Source organism: Streptomyces cadmiisoli, from assembly GCF_003261055.1.
GTDB lineage: Bacteria > Actinomycetota > Actinomycetes > Streptomycetales > Streptomycetaceae > Streptomyces > Streptomyces cadmiisoli.
Genome location: NZ_CP030074.1, coordinates 253,267 through 276,922 on the forward strand (window position 1 = coordinate 253,267; position 23,656 = coordinate 276,922).

The 23,656-nt window shown below is 69.9% G+C and carries 20 protein-coding genes; 11 read left to right on the forward strand and 9 right to left on the reverse strand.

Features of this window, described 5'->3' with window-relative positions; genetic code table 11:
- Positions 1-51 precede the first annotated feature (51 nt).
- From DN051_RS41970 to DN051_RS41980, 3 genes are read right to left on the reverse strand one after another with little or no spacing between them, the layout of a single operon-like run.
- Complete coding sequence (locus DN051_RS41970) at positions 52-303, reverse strand: hypothetical protein (protein WP_112443037.1); 252 nt, start codon at positions 301-303, stop codon at positions 52-54.
- A complete protein-coding gene (locus DN051_RS41975; protein ID WP_112443038.1) occupies positions 300-728 on the reverse strand; it encodes a DUF6415 family natural product biosynthesis protein in 429 nt (142 codons plus the stop codon). The genes DN051_RS41970 and DN051_RS41975 overlap by 4 nt, the downstream gene beginning before the upstream one ends.
- Positions 725-1,201 (reverse strand): ATP-binding protein, encoded by a 477-nt coding sequence (locus tag DN051_RS41980; RefSeq protein WP_112443039.1) that lies wholly within the window; start codon positions 1,199-1,201, stop codon positions 725-727. Before DN051_RS41980 ends, DN051_RS41975 begins: the two co-directional genes overlap by 4 nt.
- 191 nt (positions 1,202-1,392) lie before the next feature.
- Here DN051_RS41980 and DN051_RS41985 point away from each other — a divergent pair, with 191 nt between their 5' ends.
- The 3 genes from DN051_RS41985 (at position 1,393) to DN051_RS45565 (ending at position 3,515) form a co-directional block, all read left to right on the forward strand.
- A complete protein-coding gene (locus DN051_RS41985) occupies positions 1,393-2,655 on the forward strand; it encodes an NsdA family TPR-like regulatory protein (protein WP_484420473.1) in 1,263 nt (420 codons plus the stop codon).
- Positions 2,652-3,218, forward strand: a complete 567-nt coding sequence (locus DN051_RS41990; protein ID WP_053763451.1) for an N-acetyltransferase — start codon at positions 2,652-2,654, stop codon at positions 3,216-3,218. Before DN051_RS41985 ends, DN051_RS41990 begins: the two co-directional genes overlap by 4 nt.
- Before the next feature lie 141 nt (positions 3,219-3,359).
- Positions 3,360-3,515: a hypothetical protein gene (locus DN051_RS45565; protein ID WP_159054291.1), complete on the forward strand. Its 156-nt coding sequence runs from the start codon at positions 3,360-3,362 to the stop codon at positions 3,513-3,515.
- Positions 3,516-3,600: 85 nt separating this feature from the next.
- Here DN051_RS45565 and DN051_RS41995 read toward each other — a convergent pair whose 3' ends face one another.
- Together DN051_RS41995 and DN051_RS42000 are read right to left on the reverse strand one after the other, a co-directional pair.
- On the reverse strand, positions 3,601-5,763 hold the full coding sequence (locus DN051_RS41995) for a transglycosylase domain-containing protein (RefSeq protein ID WP_112443040.1): 2,163 nt from the start codon (positions 5,761-5,763) through the stop codon (positions 3,601-3,603).
- Positions 5,764-6,089: 326 nt separating this feature from the next.
- Positions 6,090-7,412 carry an RNA-guided endonuclease InsQ/TnpB family protein gene (locus tag DN051_RS42000; RefSeq protein WP_112443041.1) on the reverse strand — a complete coding sequence of 441 codons (1,323 nt, stop codon included), beginning with the start codon at positions 7,410-7,412 and terminating at the stop codon, positions 6,090-6,092.
- On the opposite strand from DN051_RS42000, the gene DN051_RS48025 reads away from it, so the two are divergent.
- A complete protein-coding gene (locus DN051_RS48025; protein WP_112443380.1) occupies positions 7,371-7,658 on the forward strand; it encodes a transposase in 288 nt (95 codons plus the stop codon). The genes DN051_RS42000 and DN051_RS48025 overlap by 42 nt on opposite strands.
- Here DN051_RS48025 and DN051_RS42010 read toward each other — a convergent pair.
- A complete protein-coding gene (locus DN051_RS42010) occupies positions 7,630-8,598 on the reverse strand; it encodes an aldo/keto reductase (RefSeq protein ID WP_281289084.1) in 969 nt (322 codons plus the stop codon). The genes DN051_RS48025 and DN051_RS42010 overlap by 29 nt on opposite strands.
- A gap of 462 nt (positions 8,599-9,060) precedes the next feature.
- On the opposite strand from DN051_RS42010, the gene DN051_RS42020 reads away from it, so the two are divergent.
- From DN051_RS42020 to DN051_RS42030, 3 genes are all read left to right on the forward strand, one after another.
- Complete coding sequence (locus DN051_RS42020) at positions 9,061-9,906, forward strand: endo alpha-1,4 polygalactosaminidase (protein WP_053763454.1); 846 nt, start codon at positions 9,061-9,063, stop codon at positions 9,904-9,906.
- A gap of 386 nt (positions 9,907-10,292) precedes the next feature.
- Positions 10,293-11,165, forward strand: a complete 873-nt coding sequence (locus DN051_RS42025) for a formylglycine-generating enzyme family protein (RefSeq protein ID WP_425471816.1) — start codon at positions 10,293-10,295, stop codon at positions 11,163-11,165.
- A gap of 252 nt (positions 11,166-11,417) precedes the next feature.
- Positions 11,418-12,881, forward strand: coding sequence for an RICIN domain-containing protein (locus tag DN051_RS42030; protein WP_112443043.1), 1,464 nt, complete (start codon positions 11,418-11,420; stop codon positions 12,879-12,881).
- 258 nt (positions 12,882-13,139) lie between these two features.
- Here DN051_RS42030 and DN051_RS42035 read toward each other — a convergent pair whose 3' ends face one another.
- From DN051_RS42035 to DN051_RS42045, 3 genes are all read right to left on the reverse strand, one after another.
- A complete protein-coding gene (locus DN051_RS42035; protein ID WP_053763456.1) occupies positions 13,140-15,050 on the reverse strand; it encodes a LamG domain-containing protein in 1,911 nt (636 codons plus the stop codon).
- A 30-nt stretch (positions 15,051-15,080) separates the two neighbouring features.
- Complete coding sequence (locus DN051_RS42040; RefSeq protein WP_112443044.1) at positions 15,081-15,983, reverse strand: MHYT domain-containing protein; 903 nt, start codon at positions 15,981-15,983, stop codon at positions 15,081-15,083.
- Positions 15,984-16,277: 294 nt separating this feature from the next.
- Entirely contained in the window at positions 16,278-19,013 is a 2,736-nt protein-coding gene (locus tag DN051_RS42045) for a LuxR family transcriptional regulator (RefSeq protein WP_112443045.1), read from the reverse strand.
- Positions 19,014-19,882: 869 nt separating this feature from the next.
- On the opposite strand from DN051_RS42045, the gene DN051_RS42050 reads away from it, so the two are divergent.
- From DN051_RS42050 to DN051_RS42065, 4 genes are read left to right on the forward strand one after another with little or no spacing between them, the layout of a single operon-like run.
- Positions 19,883-20,476, forward strand: a complete 594-nt coding sequence (locus DN051_RS42050) for a hypothetical protein (protein WP_112443046.1) — start codon at positions 19,883-19,885, stop codon at positions 20,474-20,476.
- Positions 20,473-21,687, forward strand: a complete 1,215-nt coding sequence (locus DN051_RS42055; protein ID WP_112443047.1) for a peptidoglycan-binding protein — start codon at positions 20,473-20,475, stop codon at positions 21,685-21,687. Before DN051_RS42050 ends, DN051_RS42055 begins: the two co-directional genes overlap by 4 nt.
- Positions 21,688-21,737: 50 nt before the next feature.
- A complete protein-coding gene (locus DN051_RS42060) occupies positions 21,738-22,448 on the forward strand; it encodes an ABC transporter ATP-binding protein (RefSeq protein WP_053763637.1) in 711 nt (236 codons plus the stop codon).
- Positions 22,445-23,647: an ABC transporter permease gene (locus tag DN051_RS42065; RefSeq protein ID WP_112443048.1), complete on the forward strand. Its 1,203-nt coding sequence runs from the start codon at positions 22,445-22,447 to the stop codon at positions 23,645-23,647. The genes DN051_RS42060 and DN051_RS42065 overlap by 4 nt, the downstream gene beginning before the upstream one ends.
- The last annotated feature ends 9 nt before the right edge of the window (positions 23,648-23,656 follow it).

The window sequence follows — 23,656 nt, forward strand, 5'->3', positions numbered from 1 at the left end:
GTGGCCCACCGGATCCGCTGGGCCATCGGACAGGGGTCTACGTGGAGAACCTCAGTGCGGATCGGTGTGCCTGGGGCACACCGATGGCCGGTTGGTGCAGATCGTGGCTCGGGTGCGGTCCTCGTCCCTGTAGTACAGCCGCGGTCCCGAGACGTGCGCCACGATCGTGAGCGTGCCGGCAGCCGCCTCGTCTTCCTCCCGCTGGCCGATGAAGGCAACTACGACGGACTCGGTCGGGGGGTGCACGGGACGGTTCTCTCTCGGGCTTCTGGGCGGGCTGTACGGGAAGGGAGGGACGATCACGCTGCCTCCTTGAGGCACTTGATCGCGGCGAGGCGCTCAAGGAGTTCGTTCACAGACCAGGCCATCCGGCGCAGTTGACCGACGGCTTGCCGGTGGTCCCCGGGCAGGTCATGGGCTCGTAGGTCGCGGGCCTGTCGGATCAGCCGGTCAGCTTCGACGTCCTTCTGACCGACTTCGGCGGCGATCGCGATGTCCACGAGCCTCATCAAGTGCCCGCGGAGCCGCCGAGCGTGGTCCTCGAGGTCTTCTTCCAGCGGGACGACGTCGTCCAGGACCGCGCCGACGTCGTCGAGTAAGCCCTCGCCGTCGAAGGGAGTCCACTGCCGCGCCTTGGCTAAGACGTCAGCCAGATCCTCGGGGACAAGAGGTGGCGTCCACGGTGTGGTGCGCTGTGTCCAGCGGGGGAGGGTGGCCGGCGGATTCACGGGCGCTCCTTGGACGGTACGCGCAGACTGCACCAAGTTTCGGCACCGTCCTTGCTGGTTCCCCAGGTCCCGCCGTTCTCGCTGGCCACGGCCTGGACGAGGGCGAGGCCTCGCCCGGATTCGGCGTCGTCGGTGGTCGGCTTGCGGGCGGCGTGACCCGGCATGCCGTCGATGACGGTGACGTGAAGGAATCCGTCCTGAAGTCCGAGGTGGAGGGTGATTTCCGTAGTGCCGCTGTGCATCAAGGCGTTGGTCAGCAGTTCGGAGACGATGAGCGCCACCTCGGTGCTCAAAGCCTCGAGTCCGCAGCTTCTGAGTCTGGCTGCCGCGATCCTTCGTATGGCCCTTACCCGAGAGGCGTCCTCCGCGCAGGGCAGAGCATCGCCGGAGCGGGGTGCGACCGCGATCCGCTGGTGCAGCACCTCGCCATCGCGGTGGACCGGGCGGGGCATCCGTAGGGCTGTCGTCGTCATCACGTCCTCTTGGGGCAGGAGGGGAGTGCGAGCAGGAGATGACCGCTGCCTGCTTGCCCTCCGTGTAGCCAGATAACCGCCGTTGGCCAGGCCATGGGGATGCCGTATTGGCACCCACTTGTGCGCATCGCCCCTGCCGTTTTGGCTGTCCCTTTACTCTTTGGGGACACCCCTCCTCATGACGTTCGGTCATGTCGGTTACACGTAACGACGCGTTAGCTGCGTGGCTGGCCGGGCACATGATGTCCGTCGGGGAGTTGACTTCCCTGGTCAACACGGCAATCGGTGACCTCACGGGCGCTTATGGAACCATCCATGACCGTCACGTGTTCAAGCTGCTCCGTGGCGAGCACAGGTCACCGAACGCCCTGCTGAGAACGGCTCTCGAGACAGTGACGGGTCGAACTGCCACGGAGTTAGGCTTCGTTCCTCGGGGGAGTACGGACCCGAAGCTCTCCCCAGCACCTGAGGACGACCCCGTGTATCGACGCGCTTTCCTGGCCGCGGCTGCTGCCGCTGGCGCATCCCTGACCGCGCCCACGAGTGCGCAACGCCGTCTTGGTTCAGCCGACGTCGATCGGATGAATGCCAAGCTGGCAGCCGTCGTCTCCATGGACAACAAGTACGGCGGCACGCTGGAGCTCCAGGAGCACGCGGCTGCACTCGCTGACGAAGCGGTACACCTGCAGAACACCCATACCGCGTCCAGTCGTATCCGGTCCGAGCTCTACGGGGTCGCCGCAGCATTCACCGCGAGTGCCATGTGGGCGGCCATCGACGGCCAGCGCCTCACGCAGGCTGAGCCCTACCTCAACAAGGCCGTCACGCTCGCCGGCCTCGCCAAGAACCGGTTCGTCCTCTACCGCGTCTGGGGCCACGCCGCCATCATGTACCGGCATCTCGGCCTCCCCACGGACGCCATCGCCGCCGGTGAAGCCGCCCGCGCCACGCCCATCACCCGCTGCGACCCTCTCTACGCTTCGTTGGCTATGGCCCGGCTGGCCACCTTCCATGCCGATCAGGGAGACGAGCGCGGCGCACTCCGCTCGATCGGGCTCGCACAAACCTCGTTCGACAGTGCCGACAGTGCGAAGCACCGCCCGCCGTGGATGGGCTTCTACGACCAGGCCGAGCTCGACAGCCTCGCCACCTTCGCCTTCCTGCGCCTCGGAAAGTGGGACGAAGCCGAGCGCCATGCACACCGATGCCTTGCCGGACTGCGGCCGGACCTCGAGCGGAACCACGCCCTGACGTACGCCAACCTCGCCCTTGCTCAGCTCGGCCAAGGCGACATCGAGCCTGCCGTCGCCTCAGCCCGTATCGTCCCGGCAGCAATGGCACGACACGGCCGCGTATCCATGCTCCTGAACGACTTCACGAACCGACTCACAGCCCTGGCACCGCGCAGCTCCGACACCACTGCGTGGCTCGAGCATCGGAAGGCAGCCGCATGAAGGGCACAACCCCTACCTACCACCGCACCAGCAACGTCTCAGAGGTTCGGGAGCTCATACTCGACATTCACGTGGAGGTGCGTGGCGAGTTCGGGCTGATGGACCGGCCCTTCTACCGGCGTGACCGGTTCGATGAACGCCTCACGGCGTATTCGTCCAGGCCAGGCTGGGAAGCAGTCGTCGCGTACCGTGCTGAGGAGCCGATCGGCTACGTATTTGCCGTGCCTCTCGGAGAGAACACTGGATGGTGGTCGGCGGAGCAGGAGCCCTTGCCGACCGACTATCTGAAGGAGGACGGCAAGCGCACACTCGCTCTCAACGAGATCCTCGTCCGGCGGCAGTGGCGCGGCGCTCGCGGCGCGGGAGTTGCTCGTTCTCTTCACGAAGAGTTGCTGTCGCGGCGCCGGGAGCAGCGCGTGACCCTGCTCGTCAATCCAGCGCTCTCCGATGGGCGACTCAAGGCCGTGTACGAGGCTTGGGGGTACAAGCAGATCGGCCGTCAGCAGCCGTTCGAGGATTCTCCGGTGTTCGCCACAATGATGCGAGAACCCCTGCGTCCGTAGTCAGGTCGACAGCACAGGGGATGCCCACAGCCCGCCTCGTCCTTGCCTGACCAGCACAGAAGTTGGGTGCGTCTTCTGCCCCTGAGCCGGGGGCACGTAGACCTCGCGGGGGACGGATGATCCCTTGGCCAGGTGCTGCGCGTGATCGCGTTCTTCGATTGTCTGGAGCGGCTGCGCGGTCTCACCGCGCCGGTCTCGGCCATCGGCGCCGAGCACGACCAGGTCGCCGGCGCTGCCGCCCAGCCGCTTCCATTTGCTGCGCGACGCTGCTCGAACCCGAACGGGTCGTCGCCCTGATCCACGCCGACGCCCCATGAGCGACGGCCACTTGGCGCCCCCGGACTCAGCGAACCCCCCGGCGGGAGTCCGATCGACCCGGCGGCTACCTTGCGTCGCGCACGCCGTCGTCCCCGCCGCGATCGAGGTCGCGGTCGCCATTGCGGTCGCGGCCACGCTCACGGTTGCCGTCGCCGGCGCCGTCTCCGCGGTCGTCCGGGATGTTCACGAGGGTGAAGTCGGGTGCCGCCTTGCCGGACAGCGCGCCGCTCATCATGTCGCGCCAGATCGGGCCGGGCACCGCGCCACCGAACACCTTGGAGTGCCACTGGCCACCGATCGAGATGTCGATCATCTTCCGCTCGTGGGCGGGGTCGCCGACCCACACGGCGCCGGCCATGTTCGGCGTGTAGCCCACGAACCAGGCGGCGTAGCGGAAGTCGGTGGTGCCCGTCTTGCCCGCGCTGGGACGGCCGTCGAGGCCCGCCTGCCTTCCTGTGCCGTCCTCGACGACTCCCCGCAGCAGGGTGTTGACGGTGTCGGCCGTGGTCTCGGACATCGCGCGTGAGCAGGCCGACTTCGGCACCTTCAAGGGCTCGCTCCTGTCGCCGACCTGCCGGGTGACGGACTCGACGGCGACCGGTGTGCAGTACATCCCGCGCGCCGCGAACGCGGCGTAGCCGCTCGCCATGGTCAGCGGCGACACCTCCTGGGTGCCGAGGGCGATGGACGGGGCCTGCTGCATCTCCCTGCCGTCCGCGCGCTCGACGCCCATCTTCTTCGCCATCCCGGTCACCGGGCAGATGCCGATCTCGCTGATCAGCTGCACGAAGTAGGTGTTGACGGACTTGGCCGTGGCCTCCGTCATGCCGTAGGGGCCGACCTCCGACTCGTTCTCGTTCTCGACCGGGACACCCGGTTCGTTCCAGGTCGCGCCGTCGCAGGCGGAGACCGGGGTCGGATAGTCCATCTCGTACGGCGAGGAATACCTCTTCGTCGCCGGTGTCCCCTGCTCCAGAGCGGCGGCGGCCACGATCGGCTTGAACGTGGACCCCGGCTGGTAGCCCGCGCCGCCGCCCTTGTCGGAGCCGACCGAGAGATTCAGGGTCGTCTCCTGCTTCTCGGTGTCGACGCCGTACGGCCGCGACTGGCCCATCGCCAGGATCCGGCCGGTGCCCGGCTCGACGACGGTGGCGGCCGTCGCGACGTCGTCGCTCTGATAGACGTGCTTGCGGACCGACGCCCGGACGGACTCCTGCGCCTGCGGGTCGAGGGTGGTGCGGATCGTGAGACCGCCCCGGTTCCAGAGCCTGGCCCGCTCCTCCTCGGTCCTGCCGAAGACCGGGTCGTCGAGGAACACCTGGCGTACGTAGTCGCAGAAGAAGCCCGCGTCCCTGACGGCGGTGATGCAGCCGTTCTGCGGGCGGCTGACCTTCAGACCCAGCGGCTGCTTCTTGGCCCGCTCGGCGTCGGCCGGGGATATGTCGCCGACCTCGGCCATCCGCTGCAGCACGAGGTTGCGCCGTTCGACGGCCTGCGCCTCGTTGTTGACCGGATCGTAGCGGCTGGGTGACTGCACCAGGCCCGCGAGCAGGGCGGCTTCCCGGAGTTCGAGGTCCTCGGCCGACTTGGAGAAGTAGCGCTGGGAGGCGGCCTCGACGCCGTAGGCCTGCTGGCCGAAGAACGTGATGTTCAGGTAGTTCTCGAGGATCTTCTTCTTGCCCAGCTCCTTCTCCACCTGGATCGCGAACTTCAGCTCGCGGATCTTGCGGCCGATGGTCTGCTGGGTGGCCTCGGCGACCTTCGTCGGGTCGTCGCCGGCCTCCTCCACGAAGACGTTCTTCACATACTGCTGGGTGAGCGTGGAGCCGCCCTGCGTGACCTCGCCGCTGCGCGCGTTGCGGTCGAGCGCGCGCAGGACACCCTTCAGGTCGACCGCGCCGTGCTCGTAGAAGCGGGAGTCCTCGATCGCGACGATCGCCTTGCGCACGTACGGCGACATCTGCTCGATGCCGACGACCGTGCGGTCACGTGAGTAGACGGTCGCGATCCGGCCGCCGTCGGCGTCCAGGATCGTGGTGCGCTGGCTGAGCGGCGGTGTCTTCATGTTCGCCGGGAGCTCGTCGAAGCTCTCCACCGAGCCCTTCGCCGCCAGGCCGAGGGCGCCCACGGCGGGCACCGCCAGACCGGCCATGACGGCTCCCGCGAGCACACTGGCACCGAGGAACTTGGCGGCTTCCCGCAGGGAGGTCGGGCGAGTGTTGTGCATGGAACGAACCTAAATGCGGTAATACGAACAATTCGTTGGAGCCCGGTTCATTGATCGTCCGCGATGAGCGTTCGCGCAAACCCGGGGCCACCGGTGCGCGTTTCCCCCGGAGCCGGAGCCGGAGCCGGAGCCGGAGCGGGGAAACAGGGCCGGGAATCAGGGCCGCGAAGCGGCGAAGAACGGCATGGAGTCCACCGGCGCTATCTCGACGTTCTTGCCGGTACGTGGCGCGTGGATGGCCTTGCCGTTCCCGACGTACAAGCCGTTGTGCTGCGTGTCGTTGTACCATTGAAGTGCTCTCCCGGCTGAAGCCGGGAGATTCCCTCCTACCTTGCGGTGGCGGGCTTGACGCGAAGAGCGCGCCTGACGACTGCCCTCCCGGCAGCCGGGATTGCCACGAGGCCGATCCGGTACAGATGCAGGATGTTTCGGGCTGCGTTCGAGTCGGCGTTCGCCGCCCAGCCGCAGTCGGGGTTCTTGCACACAAATGTGGCCTGGTCCTCCCGGCTGCCTGGGGTGGTGAAGCCGCATGCGGAGCAGCGCTGAGAGGTGCCGGGAGCGGGGACCTTGTACAGGGTGCCGCCGTGGCGGGCCGTCTTGTACGCCAGCATCGTCACGGTGCGGCCCCATGCCTCTTGGCTGATGGAGCGGTTCAGGCCGGATTTCTGCGCGACGTTCTTCCCTGGTTCTTCGATGGTGCCCTTGGCGCTCTTGACCATGTTGGTGATGTCCAGTTGCTCGACCACAATCGTGCCGTACCTACGGGCGAGCTCGGTGGTGGTCTGGTGCTGCCAGTCGGTGGCCCTGCGCTTGGCTCTCGCGCGAAGGCTTGCGATCTGGTCGTAGGTCCGCTTGAGCCGGTTTGAGGTCTGCTGGCCACTCTTGCGGAAGCTATTGCGGTGCGCGGCCCTGCGCTCCAGGCGAAGCAGCCTGGCCTTTTCATCGGGATTCAGCCACTTGTCTCGGTCGGAGGTTCCGTCGGGAAGCCGGGCCGGACGACCGTGGTTCTGGTGGTTCTCGTCGGACAGGGCGAGTGGGATGTTCACTCCGCAGTCGATGCCGACCTCCGGCCCCGTGTGAGGCTCGGGCTTGGATTCCACGACCTGTACACGGAAGGCGATATGCCAGCCGAGCACGTCCTTGATCAGCCGGGCGCCGGTGATCCGGTTCTCTGCGTTCGCCTTTTTCCCGACCGGGAGGTCCTTGGTCCAGCGGAAGCGGACGCGGCCTACCTTGGGAATGTTGACCATCCCCCAACGGCGGTGCACCCGCTTGATCTGGAGGTCGCGGCCCTGTGGGATGTCCACGGACATGACCGTACGGAAGCGGGCCTTGAAGTTCGGACCGTCAGCGCGGCCTTCCCAGCAATTTTTCCAGGCCTGGAAGTAGGTCTTCAGTACCCCCTGGGCGGCCTGCGCGGGAAGAACGGCGAGCCAGTCGATCTCCTTGCGGGCCTGGCGGATCGCCACGTCAGCCGCGGCAAGCGTGCGCTGGTCCTTCCGCAGCATCGTCCACCAGTCATGCATCAAGTTCCACAACGTGCGGGCGGCGTGGGCCTGACCGAACACGAGTCGGACCTGCACAGGCGTCAGTACCAGCCGGGCACGATGCCCGAACTGCCACCTGACCAGGTCGACTTCCGACGTCACGCACCCACTCTAACCATTGGTTCACGGCACCACGTTGGAATCCAAGTCCCGACGTACGTCCATTTGGTTGTCGTCACGAAGTACCGGCACAGCGTCTTCGCCGACACCATGCTCACCCGCTGCGACGCGATCATGCGCGATATGTGTACCAACTTCGAGGTCGCACGGAAGCAGTACAACGGGGAGGAAGAGCACGTGTATGTTCGTGTCCCGTGCCCTACGGCAACGCGGCGCCGCGGGCGGTGATCCAGAGGCCGTACCACTCCTCGTGGGTGAGTTCCGGCTCCCGTCGCGCGGCGTCGCCGCAGGCGCGGATGCGTTCCGGGCGGGCGCTTCCTATCACGGGCGCGATGCGTGCCGGGTGCCGCTGGAGCCACCAGAGCAGAATCGTTTCCGGGGTGGTGCCCTTCGCTTCGGCGAGCGAGGAGACGAGCCGGGCCGTCGCACGCTCGGCGGGCGTCTCCTCCAGGCCGGTGAAACGGCCCCGCGCCAGGGCGCTCCAGGCCTGGATCCGGATCCCGTTGGCCCGGCAGTGCTCCAAGGTGCCCAGGGGGAAGCCGACGTTCGCCGCTTCCGGGGTGTTCACCAGGACACCGGCCTCCAGCCAGTCCCGGTGATGGAGGCTCATCTCCAGTTGGTCGGCGACCAGGGGGAAGTCCAGATGGGCCTGGAGCAGCGCGATCTGGGCGGCGCTCATGTTGGACACCCCGAAGGCCCGCACCAGTTTCTGCCGGTGCAGTGCGGTCAGCGCGCGGGCCGTGTCCTCGGGATCGGCCAGCGGGTCCGGCCGGTGCAGCAGCAGGACGTCGATGAAGTCCGTACGCAGCCGGCCGAGGCTCCCCTCCACCTGGCGCACGATGGTCTCGCTCCGCAGGTCGTACATGCCCGGCAGGTCGCCGTCGGCCAGCCGGATACCGCACTTGGTCTGCAGGACGATGCGCTCCCGCAGGCCCGGCGCGCGGTCCAGGATCTCCCCGAACACCGCCTCGGACTTGCCGTGCCGGTAGATGTCGGCGTGGTCGAACACGGTGATGCCGCTGTCGAGCGCCGCTTCGACGGCGGCTTCCGCCTCCTTGATCTCCGTGGCGCCGTACGGGGTCGTGTCCCAGCCGCCGCCGAGGCCCATGCAGCCGTACAGCAGCCTTTCGTCGCCCGTGTACGGGCTCGTGTTCTGTCGCGTCGTCACGACGGACAGCCTCGCACGGACGTCTGCGACGCTCGTTCGGGGTGCCCTGAGTTCACGGCACAACGATCACTTCGGTTGTGCGGTGTCGGGAGGGGCCGGGCGGCGTCGTCGGAGGCCGCGTCGGGCGGATGACGGTGAGGCCGTGCCGAGACCGGTCGTGCCGTGCCCCGCGTGCGTCGGTGCCGTTGCCCCAGTTCATCGCTGTGATGGCAGAGGCGTGGGACGTGGCGGGCGGTTTCGTCGCGGCGCCCTTCGAGCCGTTGTTCCACGGGCGGTGCCCCCGGCCGCCGTACCAGTCGGTGATCACGAGATCGCGTGGAGTGACATTTCAGGATCCATGTGCTTTGTGGCCGCCGAACGGCCGCTCCTAGGGTGGCGGCAGCGTTCGCCCGGATCTTCCCGGGACGCTGATCCCCCCAACGCGCCGTCCCCACACGGCTCAACCTCCCGAAGGTCATGCCCATGCGCTCCCATCGCCGTTCCAGGACCGGGGTCATCACGGCCGGCCTCGCCGTCGCCGCCGCCCTCGGTACCGCCGCCACACTCCTCGGCTCCTTCCGGTCCGAGGCCGCCCCCGCCGTCACCCTTCCCCCGGTGAACGCGGGCTTCGACTACCAGATAGGCGGCGCCTACCCGCCAGCCCGTGGCGTGAAGGTCGTCACCCGCGACGTCAAGGAGTCGCCGGCCGAGGGCCTCTACAACATCTGCTACGTCAACGCCTTCCAGACCCAGCAGGAGGGCGACGTCGGCGGGCCGCAGGACTGGGACCGGAACCTGCTGCTGCGCGACGGCGACGGGACTCCGGTCGTCGACCCCGACTGGGACGAGGTGATCCTCGACATCTCCTCGCCCGCGAAGCGCGACCGGATCGCCAAGAAGATCAACGCGCAGATCGACGAGTGTGCCGCGAAGGGCTTCGACGCGGTCGAGCTGGACAACTACGACACCTACACCCGTGACGTGGCCGACGGCAGGATCACCGCCCGGCACGCGCAGCTCTACATACGGCTGCTGTCGCGGCACGCACACAGCAAGGGACTCGCTGTCGGCCAGAAGAACACCGTCGAACTCGCCTGGAACCGCAAGGCCAACGGGCTCGACTTCGCCATCGCCGAGGAGTGCGGCGACCCTCGCTGGACCGAGTGCGGCAAGTACGTCTCCGCCTTCGGGGACAACGCCGTCTTCATCGAGTACACGGACGCCGGGATGGGCAACGCGTGCGACTACGCGGACCGGGTGAGCGTGGTCCGTCGGGACGTCGAGGTCGCCGAGTCCGGCAGCGACGGGTACGTCCGCGCCACCTGCTGACGCGGACGTACCCGTCACTGCCGGCGTGTAGGGCACCGGTGGTGGGCGGGGCGCCGACAGCCCCGCCCACCCCGCACGTCAGACGGCGACTCTGGTGTCCGCCCCGCCCATGACTTCGGGTGCACACCGCGGCCGCCGAGTACGCCCGCGGGAAGCGCGGAACCTCCGCGGCCGCGGCGTCAAGTCGTGGGGGCGATCCTTTGCTGACCTCAGGGCGCGAGCTCGCCATGTTGGAGGTCGTCGGCGAGGATCGGCACGAACGGTGGAGCAGGAGGAGTCCATTGACTGCGCATGACACAGGCGCGACCGCCGACAGGGGCGGCCGCACCGTATCCCCGTGCTGCGCCCCCGCCGGACCGGACCGTCCGCGGCAGGTGACGCCCGCCGTGCCGCGCCCGGTGCGGGCCTCGCACCGGGGCATGGTGACCCTGCCCGGCGGCACGTTCCGCATGGGCAACGAGGACGCGTACGCCAACCCCGGCGACGGGGAGGGGCCGGTGCGCGAGGTCACCGTTTCGCCGTTCCGCATCGACGCCTGCGCCGTCACGAACGCGCAGTTCGCCGCGTTCGTGAAGGACACCGGCCATGTCACGGCCGCCGAGCGTTTCGGCTGGTCGTACGTCTTCGCGGGGTTCCTCACGCCCGAGACGGTGCGCGCGACCAGAGCGGCGGCCGGTACCCCGTGGTGGCGGGGTGTGGAGGGCGCCGCGTGGCGCACCCCCGAGGGGCCGGGCTCCGGCATCGGCGACCGGAACCGGCACCCGGTCGTCCACGTGACCTGGGACGACGCCCAGGCGTACGCCGCCTGGGCGGGCAAGCGGCTGCCGACCGAGGCCGAGTGGGAGTACGCGGCACGCGGCGGTCTCGATCAGGCCCGCTACCCCTGGGGCGACGAACTGACCCCGCGCGGCCGCTGGCGCTGCAACATCTGGCAGGGCGACTTCCCCGTCGTCAACACGGCCGACGACGGTCACATCGGCACCGCTCCCGTCGAGACGTACCGGCCCAACGCGTACGGCCTGTTCAACATGGTCGGCAATGTGTGGGAGTGGGTTTTCGACCGCTTCACCGCGTCCCACACCTCCGCGCCCGGAATCGATCCGCGCGGCCCGGAGGAAGGGGACAGCCGTGTGATGCGCGGCGGCTCCTACCTGTGCCACGACTCCTACTGCAACCGCTACCGGGCCGCCGCCCGCACCTCCAACACCCCGGATTCCAGCAGCGGCAACTGCGGCTTCCGCTGCGCGGCGGACGCGTGACCCACCGGGGTGCCGTTCAGGACGCGGCTGAGGGTAAGAACTGGCGATCATGCCGCTGACTGCTCACGGTTCCTGAGCAGTTGACGGGCTCCGGAGGCCCTTCCTTCTGGGGGCGTTGACGGCGTCCCCGTGCGCCCCTACTTTCTGCGCAAGGTTCAACATGAACTAACAAAAATCAAACTCTGGCGACATCGTGCACGGAGTGCGGGTCCGGGACGACACCCGCTCCGGCACCGATCGAAGGAGCCGCAGATGCTCAGACGCGCCATCATCCGGATGCTGGTCGCCGGTACGGCCTTGATCCCCCTGCTGACCGTGGGACCGTCCGCCCATGCGGCGCCGGTCACGGTGACCAACGCGACCCAGTTCCCCGACACCGACGGCAATCCGGTCCAAGCCCATGGCGGCGGAGTCATCAAGGTCGGCTCCGCGTATTACTGGTTCGGTGAGAACCGCCACGCGAACAACGACTTCAAGGCCGTCTCCGTGTACCGCTCGACCGATCTGAAGACCTGGGAATTCCGGCGTGACGTACTGACCCAGGCCAGCGATCCCGAGCTGGCCCTGGCCGGCATCGAACGGCCGAAGGTCATCTACAACAGCAGCACCGGCAAGTTCGTCATGTGGATGCACAAGGAGGCGAAGGGCGGGGACTACAAGGAGGCGCGCGCCGCCGTCGCCGTCTCCGACACGGTCGACGGTGACTACGACTGGCAGGGCAGCTTCCGCCCGCCGAGCGGCACCACGTCGCGGGACCAGACGCTGTTCAAGGACGACGACGGCACCGCGTACCAGATCTCCTCCGGCGACGGCAACGCCGACCTGATCATCTACCGGCTGAACGCGGACTACACCGGTTACGCGGCGGACGTCACACCGGTCAACCCCTGGGACGGCCGCTTCCGCGAGGCACCCGCGCTGTTCAAGCGCAACGGCGTCTACTTCATGCTGACGTCGGGCAACAGCGGCTGGGAGCCCAACCAGCAGCAGTACGCCACCGCCCGGAACATCAACGGGCCGTGGACCAGCATGTCCTCCGTCGGCGGCCCCACCGCCTACGGTTCCCAGACCGCGTTCGTGCTGCCGGTCCAGGGCACCTCCGGTACGTCGTACCTCTACATGGGCGACCGCTGGGGCAACTCCGGCCTCATCAACGGCACGGTCAACGACTCCCAGTACGTGTGGCTGCCGCTGTCCTTCCCCACCGCCACCACCATGGTCCTGCCGTGGTACCCGCAGGTGTCCATCGACACCGAGGCCGGCACCGTCAAGGGCGTCGGCGGCGGACCGCACTACACCCTCGCCGCCCGCCACAGCGGCAAGTGCGTGGACATCAGCGACAACTCCGCGAACAACAGCGTCGCCGCCCTCCAGTACACCTGCAACGGCGGACTCAACCAGCAGTGGCGCACGATCGACGCGGGCGGCGGATACGTCAGCGTCCTCGCCCAGCACAGCGGCAAGTGTCTGGAAGTGGGCGGCTCCTCCACCGCCGACGGCGCGGCCGTGAAGCAGTACCCCTGCAACTACGGCGCCGGCGGCGACCACCAGGACTGGCTGTTCCAGGACCAGGGCAACGGCCACTTCCGCCTGGTGAACCGCAACAGCGGCAAGTGTCTCGACGTGACCGGCGCCTCCGTCGCAGACGGCGCCCAGCTCATCCAGTACACCTGCGGCAGCGGCGCCAATCAGCAGTTCAAGCGCACCGCGGTGTGACGTCCCGGCACGGGTTCCGCCGCACCGTCCACTGACGACCCGTCAGGGGCGGTGCGGCGGGAGCGGCTCGCCCAGGGCCACATCGGGCCGGCCTCCCAGCGCTTCCGGATCGAGGCGGCACACGGCACGCTCACGTTCGCGCCGGCCGGGCGAGGCACGTCCGTGGAGGTCGGGCTGCCCTGTCCGCCTCTGCGGTGAGCGCAGTCCCTTGTCCGTACGGTGTACGTCCGTACGGCGTTCGTCTTCAGGCGTTCGTCTTCAGGCGTTCGGCCGGGCCTTCGCCAGCGCCGCGACCTCCCACGCGGCCAGCGCCCGGTCGTAGACACGCACGTCGTCGATGCCGCCCCGGAACCGGTCGGACGGCGCGCCCTCCCACTTGCCGCGGCCCACGCTGAAGGGGCCGCCGGCCGACCACGCGGGCGAGTGCTCGTCCATCTCCTGGAGGGAGCCGTCCACATAGAGCAGGAGTTCGTCGTCGTCCGCGTCGAACACCGCCGTCAGCAGCTGCCACCGGCCCACCGCGGGCGGGGCGAGGGACAGCGCGTCGCATTCGTCCTCGTCGACGGAGTCGGCGTGCCCCATGGCCAGGCGCCAGCGGTCGTCGTCGGCGCTGTACTGCAGGAAGAATCCGCTGACGTTCGTCCCGTCCTGCCCGGCGACCGTCTGGAAGGTGGACTTCGAGGTCAGGCGCACCCAGGCGGAGACCGTGAAGTTCCGCGCCGTGTCGATCACGGGTCCGTCGGACTGGACGTAGCCGGTCCCGCCGAACTCCATCGAGCCCTCGCGCTGCCCGCTCGACCGCGCGTCCCCGACGAAGCGGCCGCCGGGAGTGCCTCCCACGCGGCCCCGGCCGTCGTCGAAGTCCCAGCGAAGGTCGGCGCCCGGGACGGCCAGTGTGCGGACGGGGGGAGGGGACTGGCTCGGGCGCGGGCTGGGCTTCGGGCCCGGCGGCTTCTCGCGCGGAGGGTCCTTGCGGATCGGTGTCTTGTCCCTCTTGGTCTCGGGGGACGGCCCCGGGGTGGACGCGGCAGGACCGTCCGTCCCGGAGTAGCGGCGATCGCTGAACTGGGGCCGGGCGGCCACCTGCTCACCCGTTTCCTCGGTACCCGGGACGGCCAGCCAGGCGCCGAGGACGATCAGCGCGGCACCGGCGGACAGCGCACCGAGCGCGACCGGGTTGTTCCGCACCGTCCGCAGCCGGCCCGTAAGCAGGACACCTCGGCTCGGTCGCGTGCCGTGGCCCGGTTCGGGTACCGGCCCAGGTGCCGGCTGACGAAGCGTGCGGGCCCGGGACGCCTGGGCGCTCCGGTCGGAGAAGTAGCGGAAGCCGCCCCAGGGGATCAGCGTTTCGGCGAGCAGCGGGCCGAAGTTCCGCTCGCGCAGCTGGGACAGGTCGCGCAGCGCGTCGGAGCAGTCGAAGCACTCGGCCAGGTGCTCGTCGAGCCCGCTGCTGACGGAGGTGACGGCGGCGCGGCGGTGGTTGGCCTCGGACGCGGTGACGAGGATGCGGGTGAAGGGCCGGCAGGCCGGGGCCGCGTACTCGTCGAGCACCGCGATGAAGGTGTTCCGGAACTTCTCCTCCACGGCGGGTGTCCAGCCCTGGACCACGATCGGTTCGGCCCCCAGATGCCGGGCGACGGTTTCGGGGCCGTCCTGCTCGACGGCGGTGTGCCACAGGCCGACCCGGAGGCGGACCGGCAGTTGGTGGAAGGCCATCAGCAGGAGGGACTGCTCGTCCTCCTGACCGAGGGTGGCGTCCGGGCCCGTCAGCCACTCCAGCAGTTCGGCGCTGAGACGTTCCTGCCGGTTGTCGCGGGACCACTCGGCGGCGGTGCGCAGCACCGCGGCGAGTACATGCGGACGCCATGCCGTTTCGGAGCCGTTGCCCAGGAAGTCCCGTACGGCGGTCCTGTTCGCGGTGGAGGCGAGCAGGGCCGCACCCTGGGGTGTGGCCGTGCACCGGGCGGCGTAGGCGAGAGCGGCGTCGAGGTGACGACCGGTCAGTTCACGTCCGGCGGCATCGGCCTCGGGGCCGCTGCCCGCGGCCGTCCGGGCCAGGGTGAGGTCGCAGAATCCTGACACGGTCGCGGCGGGCTCGGGCGGTGGGGCCGTGCCGTCCCACCAGCCGGTTCGCTCCCGCTCTCCGTTCCGAGGCACGTACCGAGGCATGTGACATCTCCTCATTCGCTGTGCGACACGTCACCGGCGACCACGGTGTCCCGGTCTTTCGAAGGTGTGCGTGCCGGCGCCTCGCGCGGCGTGGTCCGGCTGCGTCGTGAGGTCCGCGGGGGGCGGCGGCACGCCGGGGCCGGGCCGCCGGTGGACGGCCCCGGTGGGGCGAACGGGGGCGGGGCCGAGCTCCTGTTCGTCCTCGCCCCCCACGACCAAGGGGTCGAACATGACGATGCAGGCCGTGAGCAGCATGAAGAACACGGGGCCCGTCAGCATGGGCAGCAGCGTGGACAGCGGGGAGTGCCCGTGCGAGTCGGGCGCGTGGCTGTCGGGGTGGTAGCTCAGTGCGGCCATCGAGGTGTAGTGCATACCGGACACGGCGACGGCCAGCACGAGACCGGCACCGAGAGACGCCCGGAAGCGGCGTGTCCTGACCGACGCCCGCAGCGCGGTGGTGGCGGCCCCGACGGCGATGGCCAGCGACAGCACCACCATGCTGGTGTCGAACCGGAAACTGCCGCTGGTGCGCATCGCGGCCATACCGACGTAGTGCATGCCCGCCACGCCGAGGCCGGTCACCGGCCCCGCCACCCACAGGGCAGGCGAGGTGGCTCCGGCGTACCCGACGACGAACACGCCCATGCCCACCACGACGACCGCGATGACCAGGCTGAGCACCGTCAGGCCCGTGTCGTAGGTGAGGTGGGTGTCCTCGATCGTGAAGCCCATCATGGCCATGAAGTGCATGGTCCATATGCCGCACCCGATGGACGCCCCGCCGAGGGCGAGCCAGCCCGGTTTCCAGCCGCGTCTGTGGTGCAGTGTCCGCACCATGCACCGCAGGCCGAGGGACGATCCCAGCCACGCCATGAGATATGCGGCCACCGGGGTGACCGCTCCGTACCTGAATCCGTCGATCTCGCCGGACATCCCTCTCGCTTCCAACTCGCTTTCCCGGAAGAGACTTTCGCGGGGCCCTGGCCGGATCAAGCCGGAGCCGGCGGCCGGTGCGCGCCTGGAGAAGGGGACGCGGTGCGGGGCCGGGCTGCCCTAGAGGGCATCCCGGCTGCTCACTGCCCGCATCGGATCGGCCCGCCGTGCGCGGGCACCACCCGGGACGCCTCCGGATGCCGTCGAACGGCCTTCGAAGTGATCACCGTTTTGATTGGTTCGAGGCCGGGCGCGGCGCTGCGGGGCCGCCAAGGGTGAGTCGCGCGCCGTGCTTCACATCTGGCGGGACTGCATCAGGTCGCGCAGTTCCCGGCGGCCGCTGATGTCGTTCCTCGCGTAGATGTTGCCCAGGTGGTACTCGACCGTCTTGACGCTGAGGTAGAGCCGCGCGGCGATCTCACGGTTCGTCCAGCCGAGCGCGACCAGGCCCGCGACGTCGCGCTCCCGGTCCGTCAAGGTCTCCCAGAAGTCCGCTCCGGCCACCGGCGCCGCGGTGCCGGCGTCCTCCAGCAGGGTGCCGCACTGCTGCCGGTACGGCTCGGCCCCGAGGCGCGCGAACACCTTCTCGGCGGTGCGCAGATGCTCACGGGCCCGTTCCGTCTCACCGGCCTCCATCAGCAGCGCGCCGAGGTCCTGCCGCATGAGCGCCTTGTACGCCACGGGGTCACCGCCGCGCGGCGGCACGGCGAGCCCTTCCTCGTACGCGGCGGCGCCCGCGGCCGGGTCGTCGGCGGCCGCGATGGCTCCCCTGACCCAGTGGACCACCACCGGAACGAGCGCGCCGCGCGGTTCCGCCGCCTCCAGTTCGTTCAGGACGGACCGCGCCCGGTCGAGATCACCGGTGCGCGCCGACGCCACCCCGAGCAGGGGCATGTGCCGCACGCTGTACAGGCGCGAACGACCCGTGTTGGCCAGCTCGTCCACGGCCGGGGCGAGAGCGGCGATCGTCTCCTCGAAGTCCCCCGCCGCGAACGCCACCGTCGCGCGAGTGGCCGCCAGATGGAAACTCGGCCCCGAGAAGTCCGCCGAGGCCTCCAGCGACAGCGCTTCCCGCAACGCGTCCCGGGCCGCCTCGGACCGGCCGCTGAAAGCGTGCAGCGTGGCGATGAAGCAGTGCAGATTGAAGAAGTCCGCCGGGCGGCCCGTGGTGTGCGCGATGTCCAGTGCGACGGAGAGGTTGCGCCGGGCCTCGTCCCACTCGCCGAGCGCGAGAAGACACCAGAGGCTGTGGGTCAGCGCCGTGACACTGCTGATCCGCGACACTCCCAGTTCGCGCCGCCGGGCCGCCGCCGAGAGATCGGACACGGCGCCGGTCAGATCACCCGAGAGCGCGCGGAACAGCCCGCGGTAGATGAGGGTGTCGGTGTGAGTGGCCGGAACGCGCGCGGGAAGTTCCGGCAGATGGTCGAGATGGCTCAGGCCGCGGCCCGGCCCGCCCAGGAGCGCGTGCGCGTACGCCCGGTTCGCCTCGGCCAGGCCCCGCACCACGTCGTCCGCCGCGTGCCGCAGAGCGAACTCGGAGGTGCTCAGCGCCTCCTGCCCCAGCCCGAGGGAACCCTTCGCCACCCCCAACTCGGCCGCGGCGTAGGCCGCCTGGGCCAGGTCGCCGCGCGCGGTGTAGGTGTCGCGGGCGAGGCTCAGGTAGGTGGAGGCCAGCGCGTCCCTGCCCTTGGCCAGACTCAACAGGCCCAGCGCCTCGTCCCGCTGCGGCCCCGGCGAGGTCCTGAGCACCGCGTCCTCGTGGCGCTGCGCGGTACGCGGCTGGCCCCCCGTGACCTGGAGCCGCACCGCCAGGAGCAGCGCGCCCTGCCGGCGCCGGCTGTCCGGGTCGACCTGGGACGACGCCACCAGATGGTCGGCGGCCAGCGCGGCATGACCGGCTCGCGCCTCATGTGCCGCGGCTCCGCGCAGATCGTCCGCCAGGGAGGCGTCGTACGTCTCGGTCGCCGCGACCCGATGGCGCCATGCCGCTGGCGGCTCCAGCAGTGCGGCGGCGCGCAGGTGCATCCGGTTGCGCTCCGGCCGGGGGATCGCCGCGTACAGCGCGTCCCGCTGGCCGACGTGCACCAGGTGCAGCGTGGGCACCTGGTCCGGCACCCACGTCGCCGCGTGCTGCTCCACCAGGATCTCCGCGTCGGCGCCGACCGAGTCCGAGTCGAGCAGCAGGCTCAGGAGCGGGACCGCGGCCGGGGTGTCGAGGACCGCGAGCATGTTCAGGATGGCCAGGCTTCTCGGAGGGAAGGCGCGGGACCACGCGCCGACGGCGTCGCTGAGGGACGAGGGCACGCGGATGGCGGCCGGATCGTCGGGCAGTTTCCCGCCGTACGCCCCGATCGCGGCCTCCAGGAAGAGGGGGTTGCCGTGGCTCCACACGGCGAGACTGCGCAGCCTCGCCTCGGAGTGCGGGCGCGCGGTGCGGTCCTCGACGAACTCCCGCGTCTCGGACGGCGTGAAACCGGTGAGCTGGATGCGGTCCGATTCCGGCACCAGGTCCGGCAGCCCCATGCTCTGCTCGGTGCGGGCCGCGTGCTGGGTGCAGATGACCGTCAGGATCCGCTCCGCGTCCTGGCGGAGCAGGGCGAACCCGATCGACTGGAGGGATTCGAGGTCGATCCGGTGGGCGTCGTCCAGCCAGAAGAGCACCGGGGAGGTTTCCTGCGACGTGTCGAGCAGGTCGATGACCGCGCCGCCTATGTCGAGCACCGACGACTGCGGGCCGACCGGTTCGTGCTCGTGAGCCGACAGATGCCCGGCTCCGTCGGCGAGGAGTCCGGTGACCGTGTAGAAGGGCAGATCGGCTTTCGGCGGGACGTCCCATGCCCTGAGGACCGTGAATTCCTTGGCGGCCATTTCCGCGAAATGGTCGACGAGCGCCGTCTTGCCCATCCCCGTCGCACCGGAGACCGTGACCACCCGGGGAATTCCACGGGCCGCCATTCGGGCCGCGTTCCGCAGGGTGCGCAGTTCCTCGGTGCGCCCGATGAACCGATGGCCTCGAGACTCGTCCATGCGCACCCCTCGATGCTGAGGCTCGGCGGGCTCAGCAGTTCTTCGCAGTCTACTGAATTCCGCTGTGCAGCCGGTGGAACGGCACGGTAGGGGCCGGTGAGGATCCTCCGATCGGAATCGCCATTCGCTTCCGAACCCTGACGGTTTCCGGACCGGTGCGCGTGATGAATTCCGGAACCCGGTCCCTTTGGTCCCTGCCCACCTGAAGTGAACACCCTCCCACCTGCACTTCTTCTATCGCGGTCGCGGCTGGTGGCCAGGGATTCACCGGCGTATGTCCGGAGCCCCGGCCGATGATGCCGGACCGGGTGTTTCGTGAACGTATGGAAAATCGCTGACCGGGACGCAATGGGCGGTTCGCTGGAATGGTGCCCGCGACCGGCCGCCGGCTTCCCCCTTCCCCCGGACCCCGGCGCCGGTCGCACCACATATTTCTTCTCGGCTCTGCGGCTTCGCGGCTTCGTGTCTGTGCGGTTTCGCGGCTTCGCGGCAGGAGCCGGCCACGGGAGGCTTTCATGAATGCGTCGGTTCACGGGCGAGACGTGACGGGGGACGCGGCCGGCGCCGTCGCGCTGCCGCAGCCGCGCCCCGACACGGGCGGCGAACCCGCACGCCGCAGGCGTCCGTCGGGCTGGCGGCGTTCGGTTCCGGCACTGGTCGCGGTTCCGCCGCCCTGAGAAGGCGGGCGGGCCCGCGCGCCGCACACCTTGCGAAAACGTAAGGAGATTTCCTGACCGGCGCGCAACAGGCGGTCCGGTCCAATGACGTTCGTGACCGGTCGCCGGCGACCTGCATCCCCCCAGGGTTCCGGCGCCGGTCACACCAAGTCGTAGCGGCTCCGTGAGCGGGGCCCGTTTCTGGAGGCATCCATGAATTCGTCGGTCCGCGCCTGGCGTCGGGGCCTGGCCACCACAGCCGCCGTGTTGTTGCTGGGCACGGGCGCGGTCGCCTGTGGTGGCGACGACAAGCCCGCCGCGAACGAGAGCTCGGCGGCCGACGCCGGCTCGAACGACGACGGGGCCGGTGGCGCGAACGCGGGCGCCGCGGACGACACCGGCGACGACGGTGCGTCGGGAAACTCCGACGGCGTCAAGTACGCCGCCTGTATGCGCGAGAACGGTGTGGATGTCGCGGACCCGAAGCCGGGTGAGCAGCCCCAGGTGCCCGAGGGAGTCGCGCGGTCCGTCCTGGACAAGGCGGAGGAGAAGTGCGGTGATGCGCCGGGTGGCCAGGAGGCCGGCAGCGGCGGACTGGCCGACGACCCGAAGCTGGAGGAACTCTCCCTCGCGAACCAGAAGTGCCTGCGTGAGAACGGCTACGAGGTGCCGGAGACCAAGGAAGGCCAGGGCGGTGCGCCGAAGATGCCGGGCGAGGACCCCGTCCTGGACCGGGCGATGGCGGCCTGCAAGGCGACGGGCGATGCGTTGAAGGACTACATCGAGCGGAAGATGGGGCAGAAGTGACGGAGGGAGAGCCGGACACGGTCCTCCTCAGGAAGGTGTCCGTCGACGAGGCGAAGGCCGCCCGGCCACAGGACGAGCCGGAAGCCGAGAACCTGGCCGAATCCCAGGCCGAATCCCAGGACGAATCCCAGGCCGAACCCCGGCGCCGGAAGCGCACGTCCGGGCGCCGCCGTGCCGTCCTCGTCGCGGTCGCGGCGGGCCTGGTCATCGCCACGGCACTCGCCACGGCGCTCGTCCTGGACGACACCGCGCCCGACAGGCCCGCGGCGCGCGAGAAGCTGCCGCCGGGGACCGAGCCGGTCGTCCGCGGCGATCTGGTGACCGAGGTGATGGCCACGGGGTCGGTGCGGTTCACCGGGGCCCGTGTCGTCAAGAACCATCTCACCGGCATCGTCACCTGGGTGCCGTCGGCGAACACCGTCGTCGAGCAGGGCAAGCGCCTGTACTCCGTCGACGACAAGCCCGTGTTCCTGCTGCGCGGCGAGCTGCCCGCCTGGCGGGAGTTCAAGCCCGACATGCCGGACGGCGAGGACGTCCGCATGCTGGAGCAGAACCTCGCGGAACTCGGCTACACCGACTTCACCGTCGACGAGGAGTACACCGAGAAGACCGAGGCCGCGGTGAAGCGGTGGCAGAAGAACAACGAGCTCCCGGCGAACGGGCGGATCGAGCTCGGCCGGGTGGTCTTCGCACCGGGCTCGGTGCGGATCGCCACCGCCGAGGTGCGGTCCGGTGATCCGGTCGCGCCCGCGCAGGACGTGCTCGAGGTGACCGGTTTCCAGCACCGGGTGTCGGCGGAGATCCCCTCGAAAGAACAGGATCTGGCCGTCAAGGGAGCCAAGGCCGAGATCGAACTCCCCGACGGCAAACGCATCGAGGGAACGGTCACCTCCGTCGGCGCCGAGAAGATGACCCAGGACAACACGAAGGTCGTCCCGATCACCGTGCGGCCGGAATCCGCACGGCAACTGGGCAGCGTGCAGAGCGCCGACGTCGTCGTGGTGCTCCAGCGCCTGGAGGCAGAGGACGTCCTGTTCGTGCCCGTCACCGCACTGCTTCCGGCGGAGGGCGGCGGATACGCGGTGCAACTCGTGAAGAACGGCAGGGTCACCGTGGTGAAGGTGAAGACGGGCGCGTTCGCCGAGGGACGGGCAGAGGTCAGCGGCCCCGGCATCGACGAGGACGCCCGAGTGGGGGTGCCGAAGCTGTGACCGCACTCCTCCACGACGAAGGGCAGGTCGCGTCCGGCGCCGCCGAACCCGTGGTGAGCCTGACCGACGTCGGCCGCTCCTACGGCAAGGGCCCGCACCGGGTCCATGCGCTCAGGGAGGTGACGACGGCCATCGCGCACGGTGAACTGGCCGCGGTCGTCGGCCCCTCCGGCTCCGGCAAGTCGACCCTGCTCAACCTGATCGGCACCCTCGACCGCCCCACCACGGGCCAAGTCGTGGTCGACGGCCAACGGGTCGACCGGCTCGACGACCGGAAGCTGTCCGCGCTGCGCGCGCACCGCATCGGCTTCGTCTTCCAGCAGTTCCACCTCTCCGGCGGCACCCGGGCCGTGGACAACGTCGCCGACGGACTGCTGTACACGGGCATGACCCGGCGCGGACGCCGCGACCGGGCCGCCGCCGCCCTGCACCGGGTCGGTCTCGGCCACCGCATGGACCACCGGCCGCACGAACTGTCCGGCGGCGAGCGGCAGCGCGTGGCCATCGCCCGCGCCGTGGTGGGCGATCCGGCGCTGCTGCTGGCGGACGAGCCGACCGGGGCACTGGACACCCGCTCCGGCGCCCTGGTGGTGGAACTGCTGCGCGAACTGAACGCCGCCGGCACCACCGTCGTCGTCATCACCCACGACACCGAGCTGGCGGCAAGCCTGCCGCGCCGGCTGGTCATGCGCGACGGTCGGCTCGTGGAGGACACGGGCGCCCGCGCGAACGGGCCACGACCGGCGCCGGAGTCCGAATGAAGCGCGACGCCACGAAGGGCTCACGGCTGCGGGGCGGGGATCTGCTGCGGCTCGGCGCCAACGGACTGCGCACCCGGCCGCTGCGCGCGGTGCTCTCCGCCGCCGGTATCGCCATCGGGATCGCCGCGATGATCTCCGTCCTCGGCATCTCGGAATCGAGCAGGGCGCATCTCGACGCCGAGCTGGACAAGCTCGGCACCAACCTGCTGACGGTGGTGCCGGGCCAGGACCCCGACACCGGCGAGATCGTGCCGCTGCCCACGACCACGGTGCGGACGATCGCCCGGGTCGAAGGCGTGGACACCGTCAGCGGCACCGGAAAGCTGGAGGACATCAGCGCCTACCGCAACGCGCGCGTCGACCCCGCGGAGTCGAACGCACTGGCCGTACTGGCCACCGACACCCGTCTGCTGAGGACCCTGGAGGCGTCCCTCAGCTGGGGAGGCTGGCTCGACCGGGCTCCGGAGCGCTACGCCACCACGGTCCTCGGCGAGCGGTCGGCGAGCCGGCTGGGCGTCACGGACCCCGGGGAACGCATCTGGATCAAGGACCGGTACTTCACGGTGCTCGGCGTCCTCGAACCGGTGCCGCTGGCCCCCGAACTCGACACGGCCGTCCTCGTCAACAACGAAGCCGCCGGGCGGTACCTCGGCTACGACGGCCACCCGACCACGGTGTACGAGCGCTCCGCCGACGAACTCGTGCAGACGGTGCGGGGCCTGCTGCCGCGCGCCGCCAACCCCGAGGACCCCCGGTTCGTCGCCGTGAGCCGGCCGTCGGACGCGCTGAAGGCCCGGCAGGCCGCCGAGGCCTCGTTCACCGGACTGCTCCTGGGGCTGGGCGCGGTCGCCCTGCTCGTCGGTGGGATCGGCGTGGCCAACACCATGGTCATCGCGGTCATGGAACGGCGCGGCGAGATCGGCCTGCGGCGCGCGCTGGGGGCCGCCCGGCGGCACATATCCCGGCAGTTTCTCATGGAAGCGCTGCTGCTCTCCTGCCTCGGCGGGCTCGGCGGAGCGGCCCTCGGCACGGGCGTGACCGCGGGTTATGCTCTCAGCCAGGGCTGGCCCACCGCGGTTCCCCTTCTGGCGCTGGCCGCAGGCGTCGCCGCCACAGCCCTGATCGGCGCGATCGCCGGACTGTATCCGGCCCTGCGCGCCGCCCGTACCCCTCCGACGGTCGCCCTCGCCGCACCGTAGCCGACGCCC